The organism is Myroides profundi, from assembly GCF_000833025.1.
GTDB lineage: Bacteria > Bacteroidota > Bacteroidia > Flavobacteriales > Flavobacteriaceae > Flavobacterium > Flavobacterium profundi_A.
Window position 1 is genome coordinate 3,907,819 of record NZ_CP010817.1, and the last position, 19,688, is coordinate 3,927,506.

General features: G+C 35.0%; 15 protein-coding genes. 3 read left to right on the top strand and 12 right to left on the bottom strand.

All coding sequences use genetic code 11. The features are described 5' to 3' along the window. Positions 1-16: 16 nt before the first annotated feature. The 3 genes from MPR_RS17320 to MPR_RS17330 all read right to left on the bottom strand — a co-directional run bounded on the left by MPR_RS17320 (position 17) and on the right by MPR_RS17330 (position 3,890). Entirely contained in the window at positions 17-2,017 is a 2,001-nt protein-coding gene (locus MPR_RS17320) for a fumarate reductase/succinate dehydrogenase flavoprotein subunit (RefSeq protein WP_041894783.1), read from the bottom strand. A gap of 17 nt (positions 2,018-2,034) precedes the next feature. After that, complete coding sequence (locus MPR_RS17325) at positions 2,035-2,859, bottom strand: succinate dehydrogenase cytochrome b subunit (protein ID WP_006259872.1); 825 nt, start codon at positions 2,857-2,859, stop codon at positions 2,035-2,037. A gap of 182 nt (positions 2,860-3,041) precedes the next feature. Then, complete coding sequence (locus MPR_RS17330) at positions 3,042-3,890, bottom strand: ChaN family lipoprotein (RefSeq protein ID WP_041894785.1); 849 nt, start codon at positions 3,888-3,890, stop codon at positions 3,042-3,044. 150 nt (positions 3,891-4,040) lie between these two features. On the opposite strand from MPR_RS17330, the gene MPR_RS17335 reads away from it, so the two are divergent. Then, positions 4,041-4,823: an alpha/beta fold hydrolase gene (locus MPR_RS17335; RefSeq protein WP_041894787.1), complete on the top strand. Its 783-nt coding sequence runs from the start codon at positions 4,041-4,043 to the stop codon at positions 4,821-4,823. Positions 4,824-4,850: 27 nt separating this feature from the next. Here the strand turns inward: MPR_RS17335 and MPR_RS17340 are convergent, their stop codons facing one another. The 4 genes from MPR_RS17340 to MPR_RS17355 form a co-directional block, all read right to left on the bottom strand. Continuing rightward, complete coding sequence (locus MPR_RS17340; RefSeq protein WP_041894791.1) at positions 4,851-7,613, bottom strand: PD-(D/E)XK nuclease family protein; 2,763 nt, start codon at positions 7,611-7,613, stop codon at positions 4,851-4,853. A gap of 70 nt (positions 7,614-7,683) precedes the next feature. Next, positions 7,684-9,084 (bottom strand): OmpA family protein, encoded by a 1,401-nt coding sequence (locus MPR_RS17345; protein ID WP_041894794.1) that lies wholly within the window; start codon positions 9,082-9,084, stop codon positions 7,684-7,686. A 108-nt stretch (positions 9,085-9,192) separates the two neighbouring features. After that, positions 9,193-10,389, bottom strand: a complete 1,197-nt coding sequence (gene kbl, locus MPR_RS17350) for a glycine C-acetyltransferase (RefSeq protein ID WP_006259877.1) — start codon at positions 10,387-10,389, stop codon at positions 9,193-9,195. A 32-nt stretch (positions 10,390-10,421) separates the two neighbouring features. Continuing rightward, positions 10,422-13,568: a UvrD-helicase domain-containing protein gene (locus tag MPR_RS17355; RefSeq protein ID WP_041894797.1), complete on the bottom strand. Its 3,147-nt coding sequence runs from the start codon at positions 13,566-13,568 to the stop codon at positions 10,422-10,424. A 111-nt stretch (positions 13,569-13,679) separates the two neighbouring features. Between MPR_RS17355 and MPR_RS17360 the strand changes: the two genes are divergently transcribed. Then, positions 13,680-14,285, top strand: a complete 606-nt coding sequence (locus tag MPR_RS17360) for a superoxide dismutase (RefSeq protein ID WP_041894799.1) — start codon at positions 13,680-13,682, stop codon at positions 14,283-14,285. A gap of 163 nt (positions 14,286-14,448) precedes the next feature. Here the strand turns inward: MPR_RS17360 and pyk are convergent, their stop codons facing one another. The 5 genes from pyk to MPR_RS17385 form a co-directional block, all read right to left on the bottom strand. Further along, positions 14,449-15,879 carry a pyruvate kinase gene (gene pyk, locus MPR_RS17365; RefSeq protein ID WP_041894801.1) on the bottom strand — a complete coding sequence of 477 codons (1,431 nt, stop codon included), beginning with the start codon at positions 15,877-15,879 and terminating at the stop codon, positions 14,449-14,451. A gap of 4 nt (positions 15,880-15,883) precedes the next feature. Further along, positions 15,884-16,372 carry an IPExxxVDY family protein gene (locus tag MPR_RS17370; protein WP_006259881.1) on the bottom strand — a complete coding sequence of 163 codons (489 nt, stop codon included), beginning with the start codon at positions 16,370-16,372 and terminating at the stop codon, positions 15,884-15,886. A 97-nt stretch (positions 16,373-16,469) separates the two neighbouring features. Next, positions 16,470-17,216: a ribonuclease III gene (rnc, locus tag MPR_RS17375; protein ID WP_041894805.1), complete on the bottom strand. Its 747-nt coding sequence runs from the start codon at positions 17,214-17,216 to the stop codon at positions 16,470-16,472. Between the two features lie 15 nt (positions 17,217-17,231). Beyond that, entirely contained in the window at positions 17,232-18,485 is a 1,254-nt protein-coding gene (gene fabF, locus MPR_RS17380) for a beta-ketoacyl-ACP synthase II (protein ID WP_025125226.1), read from the bottom strand. Between the two features lie 201 nt (positions 18,486-18,686). Further along, the gene (locus tag MPR_RS17385; RefSeq protein ID WP_002988156.1) at positions 18,687-18,923 is read right to left on the bottom strand and encodes an acyl carrier protein; all 237 of its coding nucleotides are present in this window, start codon (positions 18,921-18,923) and stop codon (positions 18,687-18,689) included. A gap of 196 nt (positions 18,924-19,119) precedes the next feature. On the opposite strand from MPR_RS17385, the gene purN reads away from it, so the two are divergent. Next, a complete protein-coding gene (gene purN / locus MPR_RS17390) occupies positions 19,120-19,680 on the top strand; it encodes a phosphoribosylglycinamide formyltransferase (protein ID WP_041894808.1) in 561 nt (186 codons plus the stop codon). Positions 19,681-19,688 lie beyond the last annotated feature (8 nt).

Here is a 19,688-nt window from a genome sequence, read left to right on the forward strand (position 1 = left end):
GACCTAAGTCTCAATATTATTTATAACTACGAGTTACCAATTTAATGTTTTCATAAACTAAGTCTTCTTTGTGAAGCACTGCATCACTTGGGTTTCCTTTGTATTCCCAAGCAGCAACGTATGCGAAGTTCTCATCATCACGTTTTGCTTCTCCATCCTCAGTTTGGTGCTCTTCACGGAAGTGACCTCCACAAGATTCTTCACGGTGTAAAGCATCTTTAGCGAATAATTCACCTAATTCTAAGAAGTCAGCTACTCTTAAAGCTTTCTCTAACTCTTGGTTAAAGCTCTCTGCAGTACCTGATACTTTCACATCTTTATAGAACTCTGCTCTTAACTCAGCAATCTCAGCCATAGCTTCAGTTAAACCTTTTGCGTTACGAGCCATTCCTACTTTATCCCACATAATTTTTCCAAGCTTCTTGTGGAAGTGGTCAACAGAATGTGTTCCTTTATTGTTCATTAAATGGTCAATGATATCACGAACATTTTTCTCAGCAGCTTCGAACTCTGGTAAATCTGTTGGGATAGTTCCAGTACGAATATCATTAGCTAAATAATCTCCGATAGTATATGGTAATACGAAGTATCCATCAGCTAAACCTTGCATTAATGCAGAAGCTCCAAGACGGTTAGCACCGTGATCAGAGAAGTTAGCCTCACCTAGGATATAACATCCTTCGATAGTAGACATTAAATTGTAATCTACCCATAATCCACCCATTGTATAGTGAACTGCAGGATAAATCATCATCGGAGTTGTATATGGATCCTCATCTACGATCTTCTCGTACATTTGGAATAAGTTACCATATTTATTTTCAACTACATCTTTACCTAATTTGTAAACTAGCTTAGCATCGTTTTCATCTAAGTGTTGAATACGAGCTTGCTCTTTACCATAACGGTCAATAGCAGAAGCGAAGTCTAAGTATACAGCTTCACCTGTAGCATTAACTCCATATCCAGCATCACATCTTTCTTTAGCAGCACGAGACGCAACGTCACGAGGTACTAAGTTACCGAATGATGGGTATCTTCTTTCTAAATAGTAATCTCTATCTTCTTCAGCGATTTGAGTTGGTTTTAATCTACCTTCTCTAATTGCTACAGCATCTTCCATTTTTGCAGGAACCCAAATACGTCCATCGTTACGTAATGACTCAGACATCAAAGTAAGCTTTGATTGGTGGTCACCAGTTACAGGAATACAAGTTGGGTGAATTTGTGTATAACAAGGGTTAGCGAAGAATGCTCCACGTTTGTGTGCTTTCCAAGCAGCAGTAACGTTAGAACCCATTGCATTTGTAGATAAGAAGAATACGTTACCATATCCACCTGTACAGATAACTACAGCGTGAGCAGAGTGACGTTCTATCTCTCCATTGATTAAGTTACGAGCGATAATACCTCTTGCTTTACCATCAACTTTAACGATGTCTAACATCTCATGACGGTTATACATTTGGATTTTACCACGACCGATTTGACGGTTCATAGCAGAATATGCTCCTAACAATAACTGTTGTCCAGTTTGTCCTTTAGCGTAGAAAGTACGAGATACTTGCACCCCACCAAAAGAACGGTTATCTAATAAACCTCCGTACTCACGTGCAAAAGGTACACCTTGAGCTACACATTGGTCAATAATATTTTCAGAAACTTCAGCTAAACGGTAAACGTTTGCTTCACGTGCACGGTAGTCTCCTCCTTTTACAGTATCATAAAATAATCTGTAAACTGAGTCACCATCCCCTTGGTAGTTCTTAGAAGCGTTGATCCCCCCTTGAGCAGCAATAGAGTGCGCACGACGAGGTGAATCTTGATAACAAAAAGCTTTTACGTTATATCCTAACTCAGCTAATGTAGCAGCAGCAGAACCACCTGCTAATCCAGTTCCTACAACGATAACATCAATGTTACGTTTATTTGCTGGGTTAACTAATTTAATATGATTTTTATAGTCAGACCATTTTTTATCAAGTGGTCCATTAGGTATTTTAGAATCTAATTTCATGATCAATTTCTTTAGGACTATTTAATAAAATGAATATATAATGGGATGATAGCAAATAGCGCAGGTACAACATACGCAATTAAGAAGCTAAGCCCTTTAAGTACTCCCTTATATTTAGGATTATTAGCTCCTAAAGATTGGAATGCACTACCAAATCCATGAGATAAGTGGAATCCTAAAACCACCATAGCAAGTACATAAGCAATTGTAGCAATTAATCCAGTACTTTCGTTTTGGAAGAACTCAATTGTAATTTTATGTAAATCTTTATATCCATCAGCAATCTTTAAGTCAGTACCTGCTTGATAAAACTTAGTACCTTTTACTTCTATCTGTCCCATTTCAACAGCGTTTACTGGGATAGCTTGCTCTTGTACTGTTTTATATACTACTACAGGATCTTGACCCTCTACTTTTACTTCTACAGTTTGTAAAGGCATTTCACTAAAGTGCATTTTAGCCCAGAAGTTAGCCATGTGAGTCACGATGAATACTAAAAGTAAAGTTCCTAATACCGCCATATTTCTTGAAGAAAATGAGCTATTAGAAGCAGCATTGTTTTTTGCATATCCGATTGGACGTGCTTTTTTGTTTTGAATCGTTAAAACGATACCATCAATCGCGTGGAAAAGGATTGAAATATACGTAACATAAGATAATACTTTTACTGCTGGATTAGTAGTCATAAATAACGCATACTCGTTAAATGCAGAAGCGTCACCAAATATCAATTGAAGGTTTCCCGCCAAGTGACCTACTAAAAACAAGCATAAAAATAACCCTGTAAGAGCCATCCAATATTTCTTAGCTAAGGATGACTTTAAAAGTGCAGATTTTGCCATAATGTAATTTTAATTGTTTTTCTTGAAAAAATCTCTCAAAAATACACCTTCTTAACGTTATCAACAAAGCCTGCCCTTCTATTTATACTCGATATAAACAAAGAATAAAACAATGCTAATTCACTAAAATAGACCAATTGAGATTTTTTTTAAGAAAAAAAAAGGTTTTTTATAGTAAAGCGTTAAAATGATTTTAAAATATTCGCATCTATAACAATAATAAAGTTAGCCAAGTCTAAATTATCATATTCGAAATGACCTACATTATCACTCTCTACCATTGTAATAGTAGCAATCTTCAATGAAGGTCTATATTGATTTAGATACCATACTATCCCTTCATAATTATTACTGTGATAAGAACCATTATAGTGCAAGAATAAATGGTTTGGTTTTAAATTTTGAACAATAAAGTGTCCCATAGTAGCATCCTTAATTGCTTGCGCCTTCGGTAAATTCTCATCCTTATGATCCTCAAACATCGCCATCATATTCTTATATCCAGGCAAATTAGCGTCATAAGGAAATGGCAATGGTGCAATCCAACTCTTCTCTTGTACACTTAAAGTATCTAATGCAGCAGTCCCTTTTTTAAACAATAGACTCGCATATCGTCTAGGTACATTAGTCGCAATAAAATCTATTTTATTTTCTTTAGCATATTCTACTAATGGTCTATAATCAGTTTTATAATTATTCCAAAGTCTCACTTCTTCTTGAAACTGCTCTTCTGTACTATTTCCTTTTACATATTTAGTCAACCCTTCTTGGTTATCTGCTTCAAACATCTCTGCTCCTAGAGTCAACTCTCTTTTATCTCCTAAAGATTCTGTTACTTGTAATTGTAACCAATGTCCTAATGAATTATTGTGAAACTCTCCGAATAAAACAACCTCACTTTTACTAAGTGATTTTATCATCTTCTCATAAGAAACCTTTTTACCCTTATTAGTATAGATCTGATAAGGCAATCCTGATTGTCCATAAGTTATTCCGCATAACAACAAAAACGCACCAACTATTTTTTTCATTTTAATAAATATTTTGAAATTAGAAATGCAAAGATAATCTTTTATGTTATTTAGACTGGTTTAATATAACTGTAATACCTATAGCTCTGTTGAATGTTAAAAGATTTGACAAAGTCATACTATATCATACATTTGCAACAAAATTAAAGAATGGCTACTACAAAAATTCTATATAAAAACACCAATTTATCATATACTGACAAAGGAAAAGGAAGTGCCTTAATCTTTCTACACGGATTTCTAGAGGATAGTAAAATGTGGAACTATTACCTTGACTATTTTTCAAAGAAATATAGAGTTATTGCTATAGATCTTTTAGGACATGGTGAATCAGGCTGTATTGGTTACATACACAGTATGGAAGATATGGCTGATGCTGTTTTTACAATAACAAATTCTTTAAATCTAAAAAAGGTAACACTAATAGGTCATTCTATGGGAGGTTATGTATCACTAGCCTTCGGAGAATTATATCCTGATAATGTAAAGAAAATAATATTAGTTTCATCTACTACCAGAGCTGACAGCCCAGAAAGGCAAATTAATAGAGACAGAGCAACTGAAGTAATTAAAAAAAATAGCGAGCTCTTTGTTACCATGGCAATTAACAATACCTTTTTAGAAGATACTAAAATTACTCACGCTAAAGAAGTACAAGAACACTTAGACACTGCTCTTAGAACACCTAAACAAGGTATACTAGCAGCTGTAGAAGGAATGAAATCAAGAAATGACAGAGAAGTTCTACTCCATTTTGCCCCATATCCTATAAGTATGATTGTAGGTAATGCTGATCCTGTTCTTTCTATTGAAGAAATTACTAAAGAAGTTGAAAATACCGAATCAGATTTAACTGTTATCACCGGAGGACACCTACTTCAGATTGAAGCTAAAGAAGAGCTACTAGAAGCACTAAAAAATACGATAAAATAAAAATAGGGAAGCAAAAGCTTCCCTATTTTATAACTCTTTTTCTATAAAATCCTCATCAGGATTTAGTATCTCTAACAACAAGGCAACTAATTCATCCTTGAATAGAGCTAATGTATCATTTGTAATAGCATGATCAACCTCTCTTCCTTCTTTCACTCCAAAAAATAAGAACCCGCCTTTTCTATTCTTGAATGAATAAATACCAGCTTCTACAGATTGACTTGTATTGTGTTTCGTATACATTAAAGCATAACACAATAACTGAATAATCTTATCATTTTTCAAATCAAGTGTAAGTCCATCCCATGTACTTAACTTAACATCATTTGCCTCTACTTTACCACTTTTATAATCAATAACTCGGATTATACCATTTCGTTCCTCTATTCTATCTACAAATCCAAATAGATTAATAGGATAAGGTAATCTAGGATCTTCAAGTGTAAAAGTAAGCTCCGTCTCTAACTCCAATAATAAAATATCATCTCCTTCTTTTATCTTTTCTATCTCTCCTTCTAGAAAATGATACACATTTCGTTTGGCTACTTCAAAAGCTAATAAGTTCTTTCCTATCTTCTCCTTATCACTGTTGTACACTTCTTCAAACTGTAATTGTACCTCTGCATCAGCTTTTGTTTTTATGGTGTTAATAATCTCCACTGTAAGCCTAGCGCCTTTAAAGGGTTTATACAAATTCTCTAAAGAATTGTGTATAATAGTCCCTAGTGTATTTAAAGCCACACTCTCCTCTACTTCCTCCACTTCTCTAATCCTTAAGACACGTTGCAAATAAAACTGTATAGGATTGCGGAGATAATTAGATAAAGCTGATGGAGAAAACCCTTTAGTTGTAGCAATATTCTTTAGCTCTTCTTTTAAAAGGTCTGACTTCGGAATCTGAATCAACTCATTAGCTTTTTCGGGTAAATCCGCTGAATAGGTAACATATTTCACATCATGAGCCTCTAACTGTTCTACTTCTAACTGCGTTAAGAACCTACTCTTTTCTCCGGCATCCATTCCCTCTGATTGAGAGTTATACAAAAGATAAATATTCTTTGCTCTTAACAAGAGATGATAAAAGTGAAAACTATAAATAGCATCCTTCTCTTTATACGTTGGCAAACCTATTTCTCTCTTTACATCATAAGGTATAAAGGAATTAACTGACTTACCTGCCGGGAACTTTCCTTCATTAACAGAAGTCACAATAACAGTGTCAAAATCCAAAACACGACTCTCTAGCACCCCCATTATCTGTAGCCCTTCTAAAGGTTCTCCCTCAAAAGATACTTCAGACATATCCATCACTTGTTTATACAACGAATATAAAGTATCATAACTTTGTATAAAATCATATTTCTGACAATAAGAAACTAACCTATTCAACATCTGATAGGTAGAATACAAGAATGTTTTACTAATTCGATCACTGTGTACCTCATCATCTAAACTATCCTTAATAGCCAGTACAATCTCAATAAGGTTTTGTAAAACCTCAACAGATGACCGTTCATTCCATCTACCGAAAACAAGCTTACGAACAGGAAAGTCACTATCCTCTATCCACTCTGCAAAACGATTTATACTAAAGAAGCTAAGGTTTCGATCATTAATCTCTTTAATAACTTTTTCAGGAACAATAATTTGCGTTAATACAGGATTAGTCAGCACATCTAAAATTTCCTTGTAGTAAACCACATATTGCTTACTCGAGCGTCGTATAGCAGCCAAATGCATCTTAAAAATCTTGTTCAATAAGATCTGAATAGGGTTACTCTTACCACTATACCCCATTGTGATATTCAAACTTGATACTGAAGAAGGCAGACTATGCAATACTGGTAATAGCAAATTCTCCTCTCCTAAAACAATGGCAACCTTCTCTAATCTCGAAGCTTCCTCTCCAAGTCCCTCTACTATTTGTCCAGCAATCTTTGCTTGCCCTACACTCTTAGGAGTTTGTATTACTTGTATATTCTTTTCTTTGCCAAACTCATCTACTATCCACTCAAAAGGGTTGTATTGATAATGTATCCAATTGCGTTTTATACGTCTCAAAAAGAGTGCTGCATCGTGATAAGGATCTTCCATAAAATGTTTATCAATATCCCAAAACACCTTAGCTCTCTTCTCTAACAAAAAATGTTGAATAATTTTCTCCTCTGCTGCATTTAATGCATTAAACCCAGCAAAATAAAACACCTTATTATTGCTATTCAAGTACTCTTTATGAGACTTAACAGCTTCTCGATATATCAATCCTTGGTAACCGATACCCTCTTCTAATAGAACCTCATAGAACTTTTTATAATACACAGGTATCTGCTCCCAAAAAGCTAAATAATTTACAATTAAGTCTGTCTTTTGTTCAGGGTCTAAAGACCAGTGTTTAATGTCCTCAATATTCTTTAAATATGAAAACACGTAATCAGGATTCAACAAGTAACGATCGACTTCATTAAAGTCACTTAACAACATATTAGCCCAACTCGAGAAGCGATCAAAATCCTGTGCATTACCCCCCTCTATTTCTTGATAAACTACATAAAACTTAAAAAGTAATTCTATCAAATCTATCCCTCTAATCTTAGACACTTGTTGAATGAAATCCTCAATATTAATAATCTCAGGAGCGAAGACACTATTTCTGTAATACTTCTTTAAATTTTCTAACAAAAAGACCTTAGCTCTTTTATTAGGAAGAACGATCACCAAATTGTCCATGGAATTAGGAAAATCGGCATAAATCTGCGCACTCAGCTTATCTAAAAAAGTATTTGATTTCATAAAATAAAGGTACAAAAAAAACGCTCCGATTACTCGAAGCGTTTTCTATAGATTATGTGTTTTAAATCAATTATTTAGCTAATTGGATTTCAACACGTCTGTTTAACTCACGTCCTTTAACTGTTTTGTTAGAAGCGATTGGATCTTTAGATCCGTATCCTTTAGAAGTTAATCTAGCAGAATCGATTCCTTTTTCAATTAAGTAAACTTTTACAGCGTTAGCTCTGTTATCAGATAATGGTAAGTTAATTCTGTCAGATCCTGTACTGTCAGTATATCCAGCGATGTGGAAATTAGCAGTTGGGTATTCTTTCATGATTTTAACCATATTATCTAACACTGCGTAAGAACCATCTTGGAAAGTATATTTTCCAGTGTGGAATAATAATGTTTTTCCGTAGTCATTAAGCTGTTTTACTTTCTCAGGCTCAATTTCTTTAACTTCAGGACATCCGTTGTTAGAAGCTGGACCAGGTACGTCTGGACATTTATCTAAATGATCAGGCACTCCGTCTCCGTCTCTATCTGGCCAAGGACAACCATTGTTTTCTTTTGGACCAGGAACTTCTGGACACTCATCTTTATTATCTGGCACTCCGTCTCCGTCTGTATCAGGACATCCGTTGAACTCAGCTAAACCAGGGATCTCTGGACATTCGTCTTTATTATCTGGAATACCATCTCCGTCTGTATCAGGACATCCGTTGAATTCTGGTAAACCTGGTAAGTCTGGACACTCATCTAAATGATCTGGAATTCCGTCTCCATCTGTATCAGGACATCCGTTGAACTCAGCTAAACCAGGGATCTCTGGACATTCGTCATATTTGTCTAAAACTCCATCTCCGTCAGTATCTTTTCCTCCAAATTGGAAACGAATACCTGCAAAGTGTTGCATATGTGAAGCAACTCCTACGTCTGGTAATCTAGAATCAGAGAATGAATGCTTATAAGTAGATTGCACAGTTAAAGCAACGTTTTTAGTAAACCAGAAGTTTAATCCAGCTCCTCCATTAACAGTTCCTTGACTTGCATCTCCCATAAAAGTATAACCTCCACCTACTAAGATGAATGGATCAACTACTTTCGATTTCAAAATCTCTTTGAAGCTATATTTAACTTCTGCGTCAATTCCGTAGTAAGTTAAATCTCCAGGGTTGTACTTTTCATATCCTTCTGCTTCTGGTTTAATGAATTTGTCAATTTTATTAACAGACCCAACTAAACCTAAAGAGAATCCATCACCTAAGTATCTAGCTACATTTAAGTAAGATACTGATGGTAAGATATTCCAGTTATCAGTTTTAAAATATCCTCCTGTTCTGTGTGCAAAACCTTTAGCTGAACTTACTTTTGTGTCAACTGCGTTTGCTCCAACAGTTACAGCCCACGGATGGTCAGCGTCTTGCGCGTGAGCTGAAAGCCCTGCACAAAGAATTGCTGCTGCAAATAATTTGTTGAAATGTTTCATAACTTTTATTTTTTACTTTACCGTAATAATCTAGCAAAAGTACAATTATCAATCAATATTTACAAAAAATTTCGTTAAGAATAGTACTTTTTATTGAATTAACCTTTTTTATTGAATAACTTTTAGCTCTTTACCTACTTCTGTAAATGCAGCGATAGCTTTGTCTAAATGTTCTTGAGTATGTGCAGCTGATAATTGTACACGGATTCTCGCCTTATCTTTTGGCACCACAGGGAAGAAGAATCCTGTTACATAAACTCCTTTTTCTAAAAGTCTATCTGCCATTACTTGTGATAATTTAGCATCGTATAACATTACTGGTACAATAGCAGAATCACCATCAATAATATCAAAACCTGCCTTTTTCATTCCATCTTTAAAGTAGTTTGTATTCCACTCTAACTTATCGCGTAATGAAGTATCGTGTTTTAAAATTTCAAATACTTTAATAGAAGCTCCAACAATCATTGGTGCTAAAGAGTTAGAGAATAAATATGGTCTAGAACGTTGTCTTAATAATTCAATAATTTCTTTTTTACCTGTAGTATATCCTCCCATTGCACCACCTAAAGCTTTACCTAAGGTTCCTGTGATGATATCCACACGTCCCATTACGTTCTTAGCTTCTAATGTTCCTTTACCTGTAGCTCCGATAAATCCAGCAGCATGACATTCGTCTACCATTACTAAAGCATCATACTTATCAGCTAAATCACATATTTTATCTAATGGTGCTACTAGACCATCCATTGAGAATACACCATCCGTTACAATGATTTTAAAACGGTGACCAGCCTCATTCGCTTTGATTAATTGTTCTTCTAATTCAGCCATATTGTTATTTTCATAACGATAACGAGCTGCTTTACATAAACGCACTCCATCAATAATTGAAGCGTGGTTTAAGCTATCAGAGATAATTGCATCTTCTGCTCCTAATAATGGTTCGAATACTCCTCCATTAGCATCAAAAGCTGCTGCATAAAGAATAGTATCTTCTGTTCCATAGAAATCAGCAATAGTAGCTTCTAATTTCTTGTGTATATCTTGTGTTCCACAAATAAAACGCACTGAAGACATTCCGAATCCATGGGTATCTAATGTATCTTTTGCTGCTTGAATTACTTCTGGATGTGATGACAATCCTAAATAATTGTTTGCACAAAAGTTTAAAACTTTATCCCCTGTAGAAACAGTAATCTCTGCACCTTGTGGCGAAGTAATAATTCTCTCCTTTTTAAATAATCCGTTATCCTCTATTGACTTTAATTCATTCTGAAGATGATCTTTAATCTTTCCGTACATAATATTTTAAGTTTTAAACAATTTATACTCTTCTACAAATGTATTATATTTAAGTTCTCCCCTGTATATAGCAACACCATTTTAACGACTTCATAACCCATTTCCACTAAAGACTGTCCATAAGCCTTCACCTGGTCTTTGTATTTCTCTTCTTCTTTACCTGTTTTATAATCTAATATATAAGCCTGTCTCCCTCTTACCACTACTCTATCAGGTATAGTATTGCGCTGATAAGGCCCTATGATTACTCGTTCGTTAAATACAATATTATCTTCTCTAAAGAAAATCTCTAAATCAGGGTTACTCACGATACGTTGAATAATTTCTTTAAAACGCTCCTTTGCATCCTCCTGTATCAATCCCTTTTCTAGTCCTTCTCTTACCACAGCATCTACATCGCGATAATCTGTTATAAACGACATCAGTTTATGGACTAAGTTACCATACTCTATCGCTTTTTGGTTATGAGAATCCCACATCAAAGCTTCCCTCTGTGCAATTTTGATCGCTTCAAAATCCAATACACTCTTTACAGGAAGAATCATTTTATTCACTTCATCCGTAATAACCTCTTTACTTTTAGAAACCTTTACCTTCTCTCCAAATCCATAGACTAAATCTACGTCACTATAAACACCTTCTGTTACTAAAAACTCTAAGAATAGTTTAGATAAATTATTTCTAAACTCTCCCTTACTTGTTACGTTTTTATAACTAATAATATATAACTGTTCTTCAGCTCTAGTCAATGCTACATAAAGAACATTTACATTATCCAGCAACATCTCTTGTTCTTTTTTCTCGTACAGAAGTTGAGCATACTCACCATATTCCACCACTTCCTTCTTAGAGTCAACCAAAGCTTTGGGGAACATTATCTGATCTTTATCCGTCTCTATATTCACCCATAGTTTATCACGACTAGGGCGTGTGAAATCCTCTTCTGCAAAAGGAAATATAACGATTGGAAATTCTAACCCCTTAGATTTGTGTATCGTCATAATCTGCACAGCATTTCTACCTTCAGGTGTCGGTATGCTAAACTTGTGATAGTTTGTATTCCAATACTCTAAGAAGTCACTAATCCCAAATTGATTCTTTAAAGACTTTTCTAATACCAAGTCTAAGAAATACAAAACATAAGAACTAGCACTCTTATCTGGTAAAAAAGCTAAAACAATAGCCTCTACAGCATCGTACAATGACTTCGAGCGACAAGCCTCAAATGAGATAGGCACATTGTGGTCTACTAACCAAGCTTCTAATTCTAACTCAGTCTCAAAAGAAAGTCCCGCTTTTATAAAGTCGTGTTTCTTTGTCAAATCACTTTGCTTACCACTTACATAGTACAGCATCATCATCTTTGCTTCTAGATCGCGCTCTGTCTTTAAGAACTTCAGTACATTAATGATTAACCTTACCTCACTAGCATTGTTAATCAATAACGAATCAGAAGAAAGTATCTCTAGTCCATTCTCCGTTAAGTAATTTGCTAATAGCACACCGTGATCTCTCTTACGTGTTAGAATAACAATATCTTTCAGATCAAACCCCTGCTCTAAAACACCTTGTATAGTATTCAGCGTAGCTTGCGCATATTGCATATTCTTCTCTTCAGCCTCTTCTCCTTCATCCTTTTGTAAGAATTCAATATTTACATACCCACCAGCTTTACTATTAACCTCTTGATAACTATTATTCTCATATAGATCTTTATAATCCTCGTTAATAAAGTTACGAGAGACATCCTTAAAAAATCTATTATTAAATTGAATGACCTCAGCATAACTTCGATAATTACGACCAAGGTTCACAGTCTGTTTATCAGGATTAGCAAAGGGATTCTCATCCTTGCTCAAGGCGATAAATTGTTCTGCCTTTCCTCCGCGCCATCTATAGATAGACTGTTTAGGGTCACCTACTATCATCAGGCTTCCCTTAGTTCCTGTATGATCTTCTCCTGCTAATGCATTATCAATCAGTGGTACCAAGTTCTGCCATTGCATTTCTGATGTATCCTGAAACTCGTCTATAAAAAAGTGATGATATCGCTCTCCTAAACGCTCATAAATAAATGGGGCTGGTTGATTCTGTATTTCATTGTGAATAATCGCATTAAACTGAGTGATCGACAATATATTCTGCTCTTCTTGAATCTTATCCATCTCTTGTCCTATAGTACTTAACAGTGATAGAGGAGTAAGGTTTTTCAAGAATGCTGTATAAAAAGCTCTACGAGAATACAAATCATATACCTGCGCTAACACCTTTAGAAAATCTGGTATAAAAGCTTCGATTAACTCAACATCTTTAGCAGTCTTCTTTATTTTAATATCATCAAATTCGTGATAACGCTTAGTTGTACCAACAGTATCTTGAATCACATTCTCTATATGCTTGACGAAATACTGTCCTGAGAACGAAGTTTTATCCATTCCTTTAGACTCTATTAAGTCCATTATACTCTGCCCTAGAACAATGCTCTCTGCTGTAATCTTTTTAATCTCTTCGCGAAGAAAATCTCTCACCTTTACAAAGTCTTGTAAAGTATGCTCAGAGAACAACGCTATTTCTTCTCTATTATTTTCATTTAATAGTAAAGCTCCTACTTCTTTAAGTTCTCTCGTGATATCCCAGCTCTTATCATTATCTGCTTTATCAATAGAAAAATCAATCAACAAATCTGTCAATTCACTATCCACACCAGCTTTTGCGATTACTGCGTCCACTGCCTCTTGTAACAATTCATCTGAATCTAACGAAACCTCAAAAGTCATCGGCAGTTCTAAATCAAAAGCAAAAGAGCGAATAACCTTATGGGTAAACTTGTCTATCGTAGAGATATCAAAAGAAGCATAGTTGTGAATAATACTTCTGATAATACGTCCTGACTTCGCTCTTATAAATCCTTCCTCTAATTCTGTTTCTTCTTGTACTTGATTAAAGATACTTCCATATTTAGGATCTAGTTCTTCTTTAGAAAAAGCATTTAGACAAGATACAACACGAGTCTTCATTTCTGCTACAGCTTTATTCGTAAAAGTAATAGCAAGTATCTTTTTATAGGCGTCATCTTGCTTATCAAGGAGTAAAATCTTAAGATATTCCTTAACTAAAGTATGGGTTTTTCCAGACCCAGCAGACGCGTTATATATTGAGAATGAAGGCTTATCAAGCATGAAGTAGGTTCTATTTATTAACTTATATTAAACATTACAAACCTTCCATATTAGGCTTTATTTGTTTAAATTTGAAATAAAATTAATATTAATCTTTAAATAATACGAATTATGGCTTTCGAATTACCAAAATTACCATATGCATACGATGCATTGGAACCACATATTGATGCACGTACGATGGAAATCCACCATACAAAACATCATAATGCTTATACTACTAACTTAAACGCAGCTATCGCTGGAACAGCTTTAGAAGGAAAAACTATCGAAGATATCCTTGCTAACTTAGACATGTCTAATGGAGCTGTTCGTAACAACGGTGGTGGTTTCTATAACCACAACTTATTCTGGACAGTAATGACTCCTAACGGAGGTGGTTTACCTACAGGTGAGTTAGCTGACGCAATCAATACTGCTTTCGGATCTTTCGAAAACTTTAAAGATGCTTTCGCTAAAGCTGGTGCTACACAATTCGGGTCTGGATGGGCTTGGTTATGTGTTAAAGATGGTAAATTAGAAGTATGTGGTACTCCTAACCAAGACAACCCATTAATGCCTGGTGTTGCTTGTGGAGGAACTCCAATCTTAGGAATGGATGTTTGGGAACACGCTTATTACTTAAACTACCAAAACCGTCGTCCTGACTACATTAATGCTTTCTTTAATGTTATCAACTGGGCGGAAGTAGCAAGAAGATACGCAGAGGCAAAATAATTAATTTTTGCACCTCATTACAAACTATTAAAAGCTCCAGCAATGGAGCTTTTTTTATGCCTTAATCCCAGCTTCTTTATTCATTATACACTATAGTGCTCTTGGGCAAACAAAAAAGCTCAGAACCATGTCCTGAGCTTTCTATATTGTGGAAGTACGATAATTATTGTACCTCAGATATTCTTAGTGTATTCACCATACCTTTTTCGATAATTGGCATAGCTGCTAAGTTGATAACCATATCTCCTGTCTCTGCTAATCCTTTATCTTTTACCATAGCATTGATATCCTCAATAGTCTCATCAGTGCTCACATATTTATCGTAGTAGAAAGCCTGAACTCCCCATAACAAGTTTAATTGAGTAATAATACGACGATTAGATGAGAATACTAATATATTACTATTTGGTCTCCAAGCCGAAATTTGGAAGGCTGTATAACCACTATTTGTCAATGTACAGATAGCCTTAGCTTCGATATCATTCGCCATTAAAGCAGCGTGGTAACAAATATTTTTAGTGATATAACGATTTGTTTTGATTGTAGGTGGACTTTGTGGTACTTTAATTAATGGAGAAGTCTCAACACTTTGAATAATCTGTGTCATTTTCTCGATTACTTGTACTGGGTATGCTCCTACAGAAGTCTCTCCTGATAACATTACAGCATCAGCACCGTCCATTACAGAGTTTGCTACGTCATTTACCTCAGCTCTAGTAGGCGTAAGACTAGAAATCATCGTCTCCATCATCTGTGTAGCGATGATTACAGGGATTCTAGCATTCTTAGCTACGTGAACTAATTCTTTTTGGATCAATGGAACCTCTTGAGCAGGAATCTCAACACCTAGATCTCCACGTGCTACCATTAGACCATCACAGTACGCTACTAACTTCTTAATATTCTTTACTGCCTCAGGCTTTTCAATTTTAGCAATGATTGGAATCTTGTGATCAGAATGTTCTTTAATCAAGTTCTGTAAGTCCATTAAATCTTCAGGTGTACGAACGAAAGATAATGCGATCCAGTCTACTTGTAACTCACAAGCAAAAATAGCATCTCTAATATCTTTTTCCGTTAACGCTGGTAATGATACTTTCGTCATTGGTAAGTTAACCCCTTTTTTAGATTTAAGTGGTCCACCTTGTACAACTACAGTTTTTACTTCATCTTCTCCATTAGTTTCTACTACATCAAAGATAAGTTTACCATCGTCTAATAAAATTCTCTCTCCTGCGTTAACGTCAGTTGGGAATTTTTTATAATTCATGTATACGCGTTCTGCGTCACCTTTAAACTCTTCTTTCGTAGAGAATGTAATCACATCACCAGGATTCACGATAACGTCTTCAGACATCACACCTACTCTTAATTTAGGACCTTGTAAGTCACCTAAAATAGAAGTAGTATATCCAAATTCCTTATTTAGATCACGGATTATATTTACTTTCTCTTGAACATCTTTATAATCAGCATGTGAAAAGTTGATTCTAAAAACATTTACACCAGCTTTAATCATATCATGTAATACCTCTCTCGTACTAGATGCTGGTCCTAACGTTGCTACGATTTTCGTCTTTTTTTGTGCTAACATATTTTTAAAAAATTAAGTTCGTTTTATTTTTTAATATCTCTTGCTTTATCTCATAAGCTGCAGATATAATTTTTACTGAATTCAACCGATCAATGATTGTACCAATTTCAAACTGACTATCAGTTTCTTCTATCTTAATCAAATAATCGACTGACTTTAATTCGGGCAATAAATACCCTTGTTTTGTTACTGGATGATTGGCTGAGACAAATAAGGGAGAATCTAATCCTGACTCAGGTATTAAAAAAGCTTTATTCGCTACCACCTTCCAATACACATGATGATCGAAGTCATCATATTCATAGAATGAAAAAAAAGCATGTCCCACATCTGTAAAGATGTCTACATCCCTCTTACTTCGTTCTAGATTAATTTCAAGTATTGAATTAATAAAATACACTACTTTATAATCTTCTTTTCTGGAAGTATGTATAGCGATCAAGCGATAATCCTCACTATCAAAGTCTTCAAGCTTATATTTTATTATACCCATATAAGAAATTAGTTACACAAATATACAACTTTTATCGAGCTATATTTGTATAACCTCACCATAATAGATTATATAAACGTTAAGGAATTAACAAAAATTATTGCTTTATCTGTTCTTGAAATGCGAAGTATGCACGTTGTGATGCCTTTTCTTCTGCTTTCTTTTTAGATGTAGCTCTCGCTTTAGCTACGAGTTTATCGTCTATAAACAGACGTACACCGAAGTACTTTAATTCTTCTGCCGTGTCTTCTTCAAAAGTATCGTATTTAAACGTATGCTTTCTCTTCTGACACCATTCGATTAGCAAGCTCTTATAGCTAGTTATCTTTGTTTCCAACTCTTGGATATCAGATACCTTACTCAATAGTTGTTCATGGATAAACTTCTCACACGCAGGGTAACCTCTATCTAGATAAATAGCCCCTATAATGGCTTCTAATAAATTACCATGTATATTCTCTCCGAACTGCTGATTGCCCATCTTGCTTTCTACATGCGAGATTAGTTTCAAATCTTTACCTAACTGATTCAGATTTTCTCGACTAACGATTTTAGAACGCATTTTAGTCAAATAGCCCTCATCTCCACTCGGAACTTCTATAAATAAATAAGAAGCAATAACAGACCCTAACATTGCATCACCTAAGAACTCTAAGCGTTCATAGTTAATGGGATGACCTGCTTCATCACATCTATTCATTGATCGATGAGTGAATGCAATTTTATAATAAGATAGCTCTACAGGTTTTACACCAACTATCTCAGTCACCTTTCGACAAAAATTCCCGTCTTCATTATTGAAGGAACGGGAATTATTGAATATTCTATTTAGTAACTTTTTCATCTTTATAGGATGATTTTACTTCTCTAATTTCTTAACCAACACACAAGCATTGTGTCCACCAAAGCCGAATGTATTACTCATTCCAACTTTAACATCTCTCTTCTGTGCTTTATTAAACGTGAAGTTTAGCTTAGAATCTATCGCTTCATCATCTGTAAAATGGTTGATTGTTGGTGGAACGATACCGTGCTCTAATGATAATATCACAGAGATAGCCTCGATAACACCAGCAGCTCCTAATAAGTGACCTGTCATCGACTTAGTCGAGTTCAAGTTCATCTCATAAGCATGCTCTCCGAATACATTAAGAATAGCCTTAGATTCTGCGATATCTCCTAGTGGTGTAGAAGTACCGTGCATATTTAACACATCTACGTCTTTAGCCTCTAATCCAGCATCCTTAAGACAGTTGATCATCACATTAGTAGCTCCTAATCCTTCTGGATGTGGCGCTGTTAAGTGGTGAGCATCAGCTGACATACCTCCTCCACCGATCTCACAGTAGATTCTAGCACCACGTGCTACAGCATGTTCATATTCTTCTAAGATAATAGCTCCAGCTCCTTCTCCTAATACGAATCCTTCTCTGTCTTTGTCCATTGGTCTAGACGCAGTCTTAGGATCATCGTTTCTAGTAGATAGTGCATGCATTGCATTAAATCCACCGATACCTGCTATCGTTACAGCAGCCTCAGAACCTCCAGTTACGAAGATATCAGCCATACCTAAACGAATATAGTTAAATGCATCGATAATAGCATTAGTAGATGATGCACATGCAGACACTGTAGTGAAGTTAGGTCCTCTCAGACCGTATTTCATAGAAATATGTCCACCAGCAAGATCCGCTATCATTTTAGGGATAAAGAAAGGATTGAACTTTGGTATTCCATTTCCTTCTACAAAGTTTGTCACCTCGTTTTGGAATGTTTCTAATCCTCCAATACCTGAACCCCAAATAACTCCTGCTCTATCTAAATCAATAGTCTCTAAATTTAATCCTGAATCTTTGATCGCCTCGTCTGCACTAACCATAGCATACTGTGCATAACGGTCCATCTTACGTGCTTCTTTTCTCTCGATAAAATCCTCTACGTTAAAATTCTTTACTTCGCACGCAAACTGAGTTTTGAAATTGGTAGCGTCAAAATATGTAATGGGTGCAGCTCCGCTTACTCCATTAATTAGGTTGTTCCAATACTCTTGAATATTATTTCCAATTGGCGTAAGGGCACCTAAACCGGTTACAACAACTCGCTTTAATTTCATAAAATAACTTATATGGTTTGTACTATAAAAAAAAATCCCAATCTTCACTTTTGTAAAAAAAGGAAACATTGGGGTGTTTGTTTGATTGTATATGTTAGATTGTTGCCAATCTGTCCTTTTTTGTTTCTTCTAAAAATCAGTCATTTTCAAAAAAATAATAACACCCGCATGTTTATGGAATAAACACGCGGGATATAGTTATTACTTTTTAGCTTCTTCTATGTAAGAGATAGCTTGTCCAACTGTAGCAATGTTTTCAGCTTGGTCATCTGGAATTTGAATATCGAATTCTTTTTCGAACTCCATGATAAGCTCAACAGTGTCTAGTGAATCAGCTCCTAAATCATTAGTGAAGCTTGCTTCTGCTACAACTTCGTTCTCGTCAACACCTAATTTGTCAACGATAATCGCTTTTACTCTTGATGCAATGTCTGACATAATCTTTAATTTTAAATTTAATTTCGTAGGCAAAAATAAAAAACTTTATTTTAAATCCTGATTTTCCATGTTAATTGTCGGTGCGAAATTATAAAAATTATTAATACTTATCGCTATTTTTCTATTTATTGTCAGTTATTATTCTTTTTTTTGTACTTATTTATTGTACTTTCAACTTCATAACACAACTAACTACATGAAAAATATAGCTCTATTCGCCTCTGGTTCAGGGACTAATGTAGAAAACATTATCAACTACTTTGAAAGCAAGTCTATTTCTAATCAATACCTTATATTGGTTAACAACCAAAATGCTAAGGTAATAGAAAAAGCTGAAAAAAGAAATCTTCCAGTTCTGATTTTTGACAGAAATATGCTAAATGATGGTGTTGTATCTCAAAAATTAGAACAATTTCAACCTGATTTAATTGTATTAGCAGGTTTCTTATGGAAATTTCCCGATGACCTTGTTAAAAAATATCCGAATAAAGTAATTAATATACATCCAGCATTATTGCCGAAATATGGCGGTAAGGGAATGTATGGTCATCACGTACACACTGCAGTCGTAGAAAATAAAGAAAAAGAGTCTGGAATCACTATTCACTATGTAAACGAAAACTACGATGAAGGAGCTGTTATATTCCAAGCTTCTACTCCGATAGAACCTTCCTATACACCAGAAGAAGTAGGCGCAGCTGTACTTAAACTAGAACACCTACACTTCCCACAAGTAATCGAGAAACTACTATTTTAATATTATAA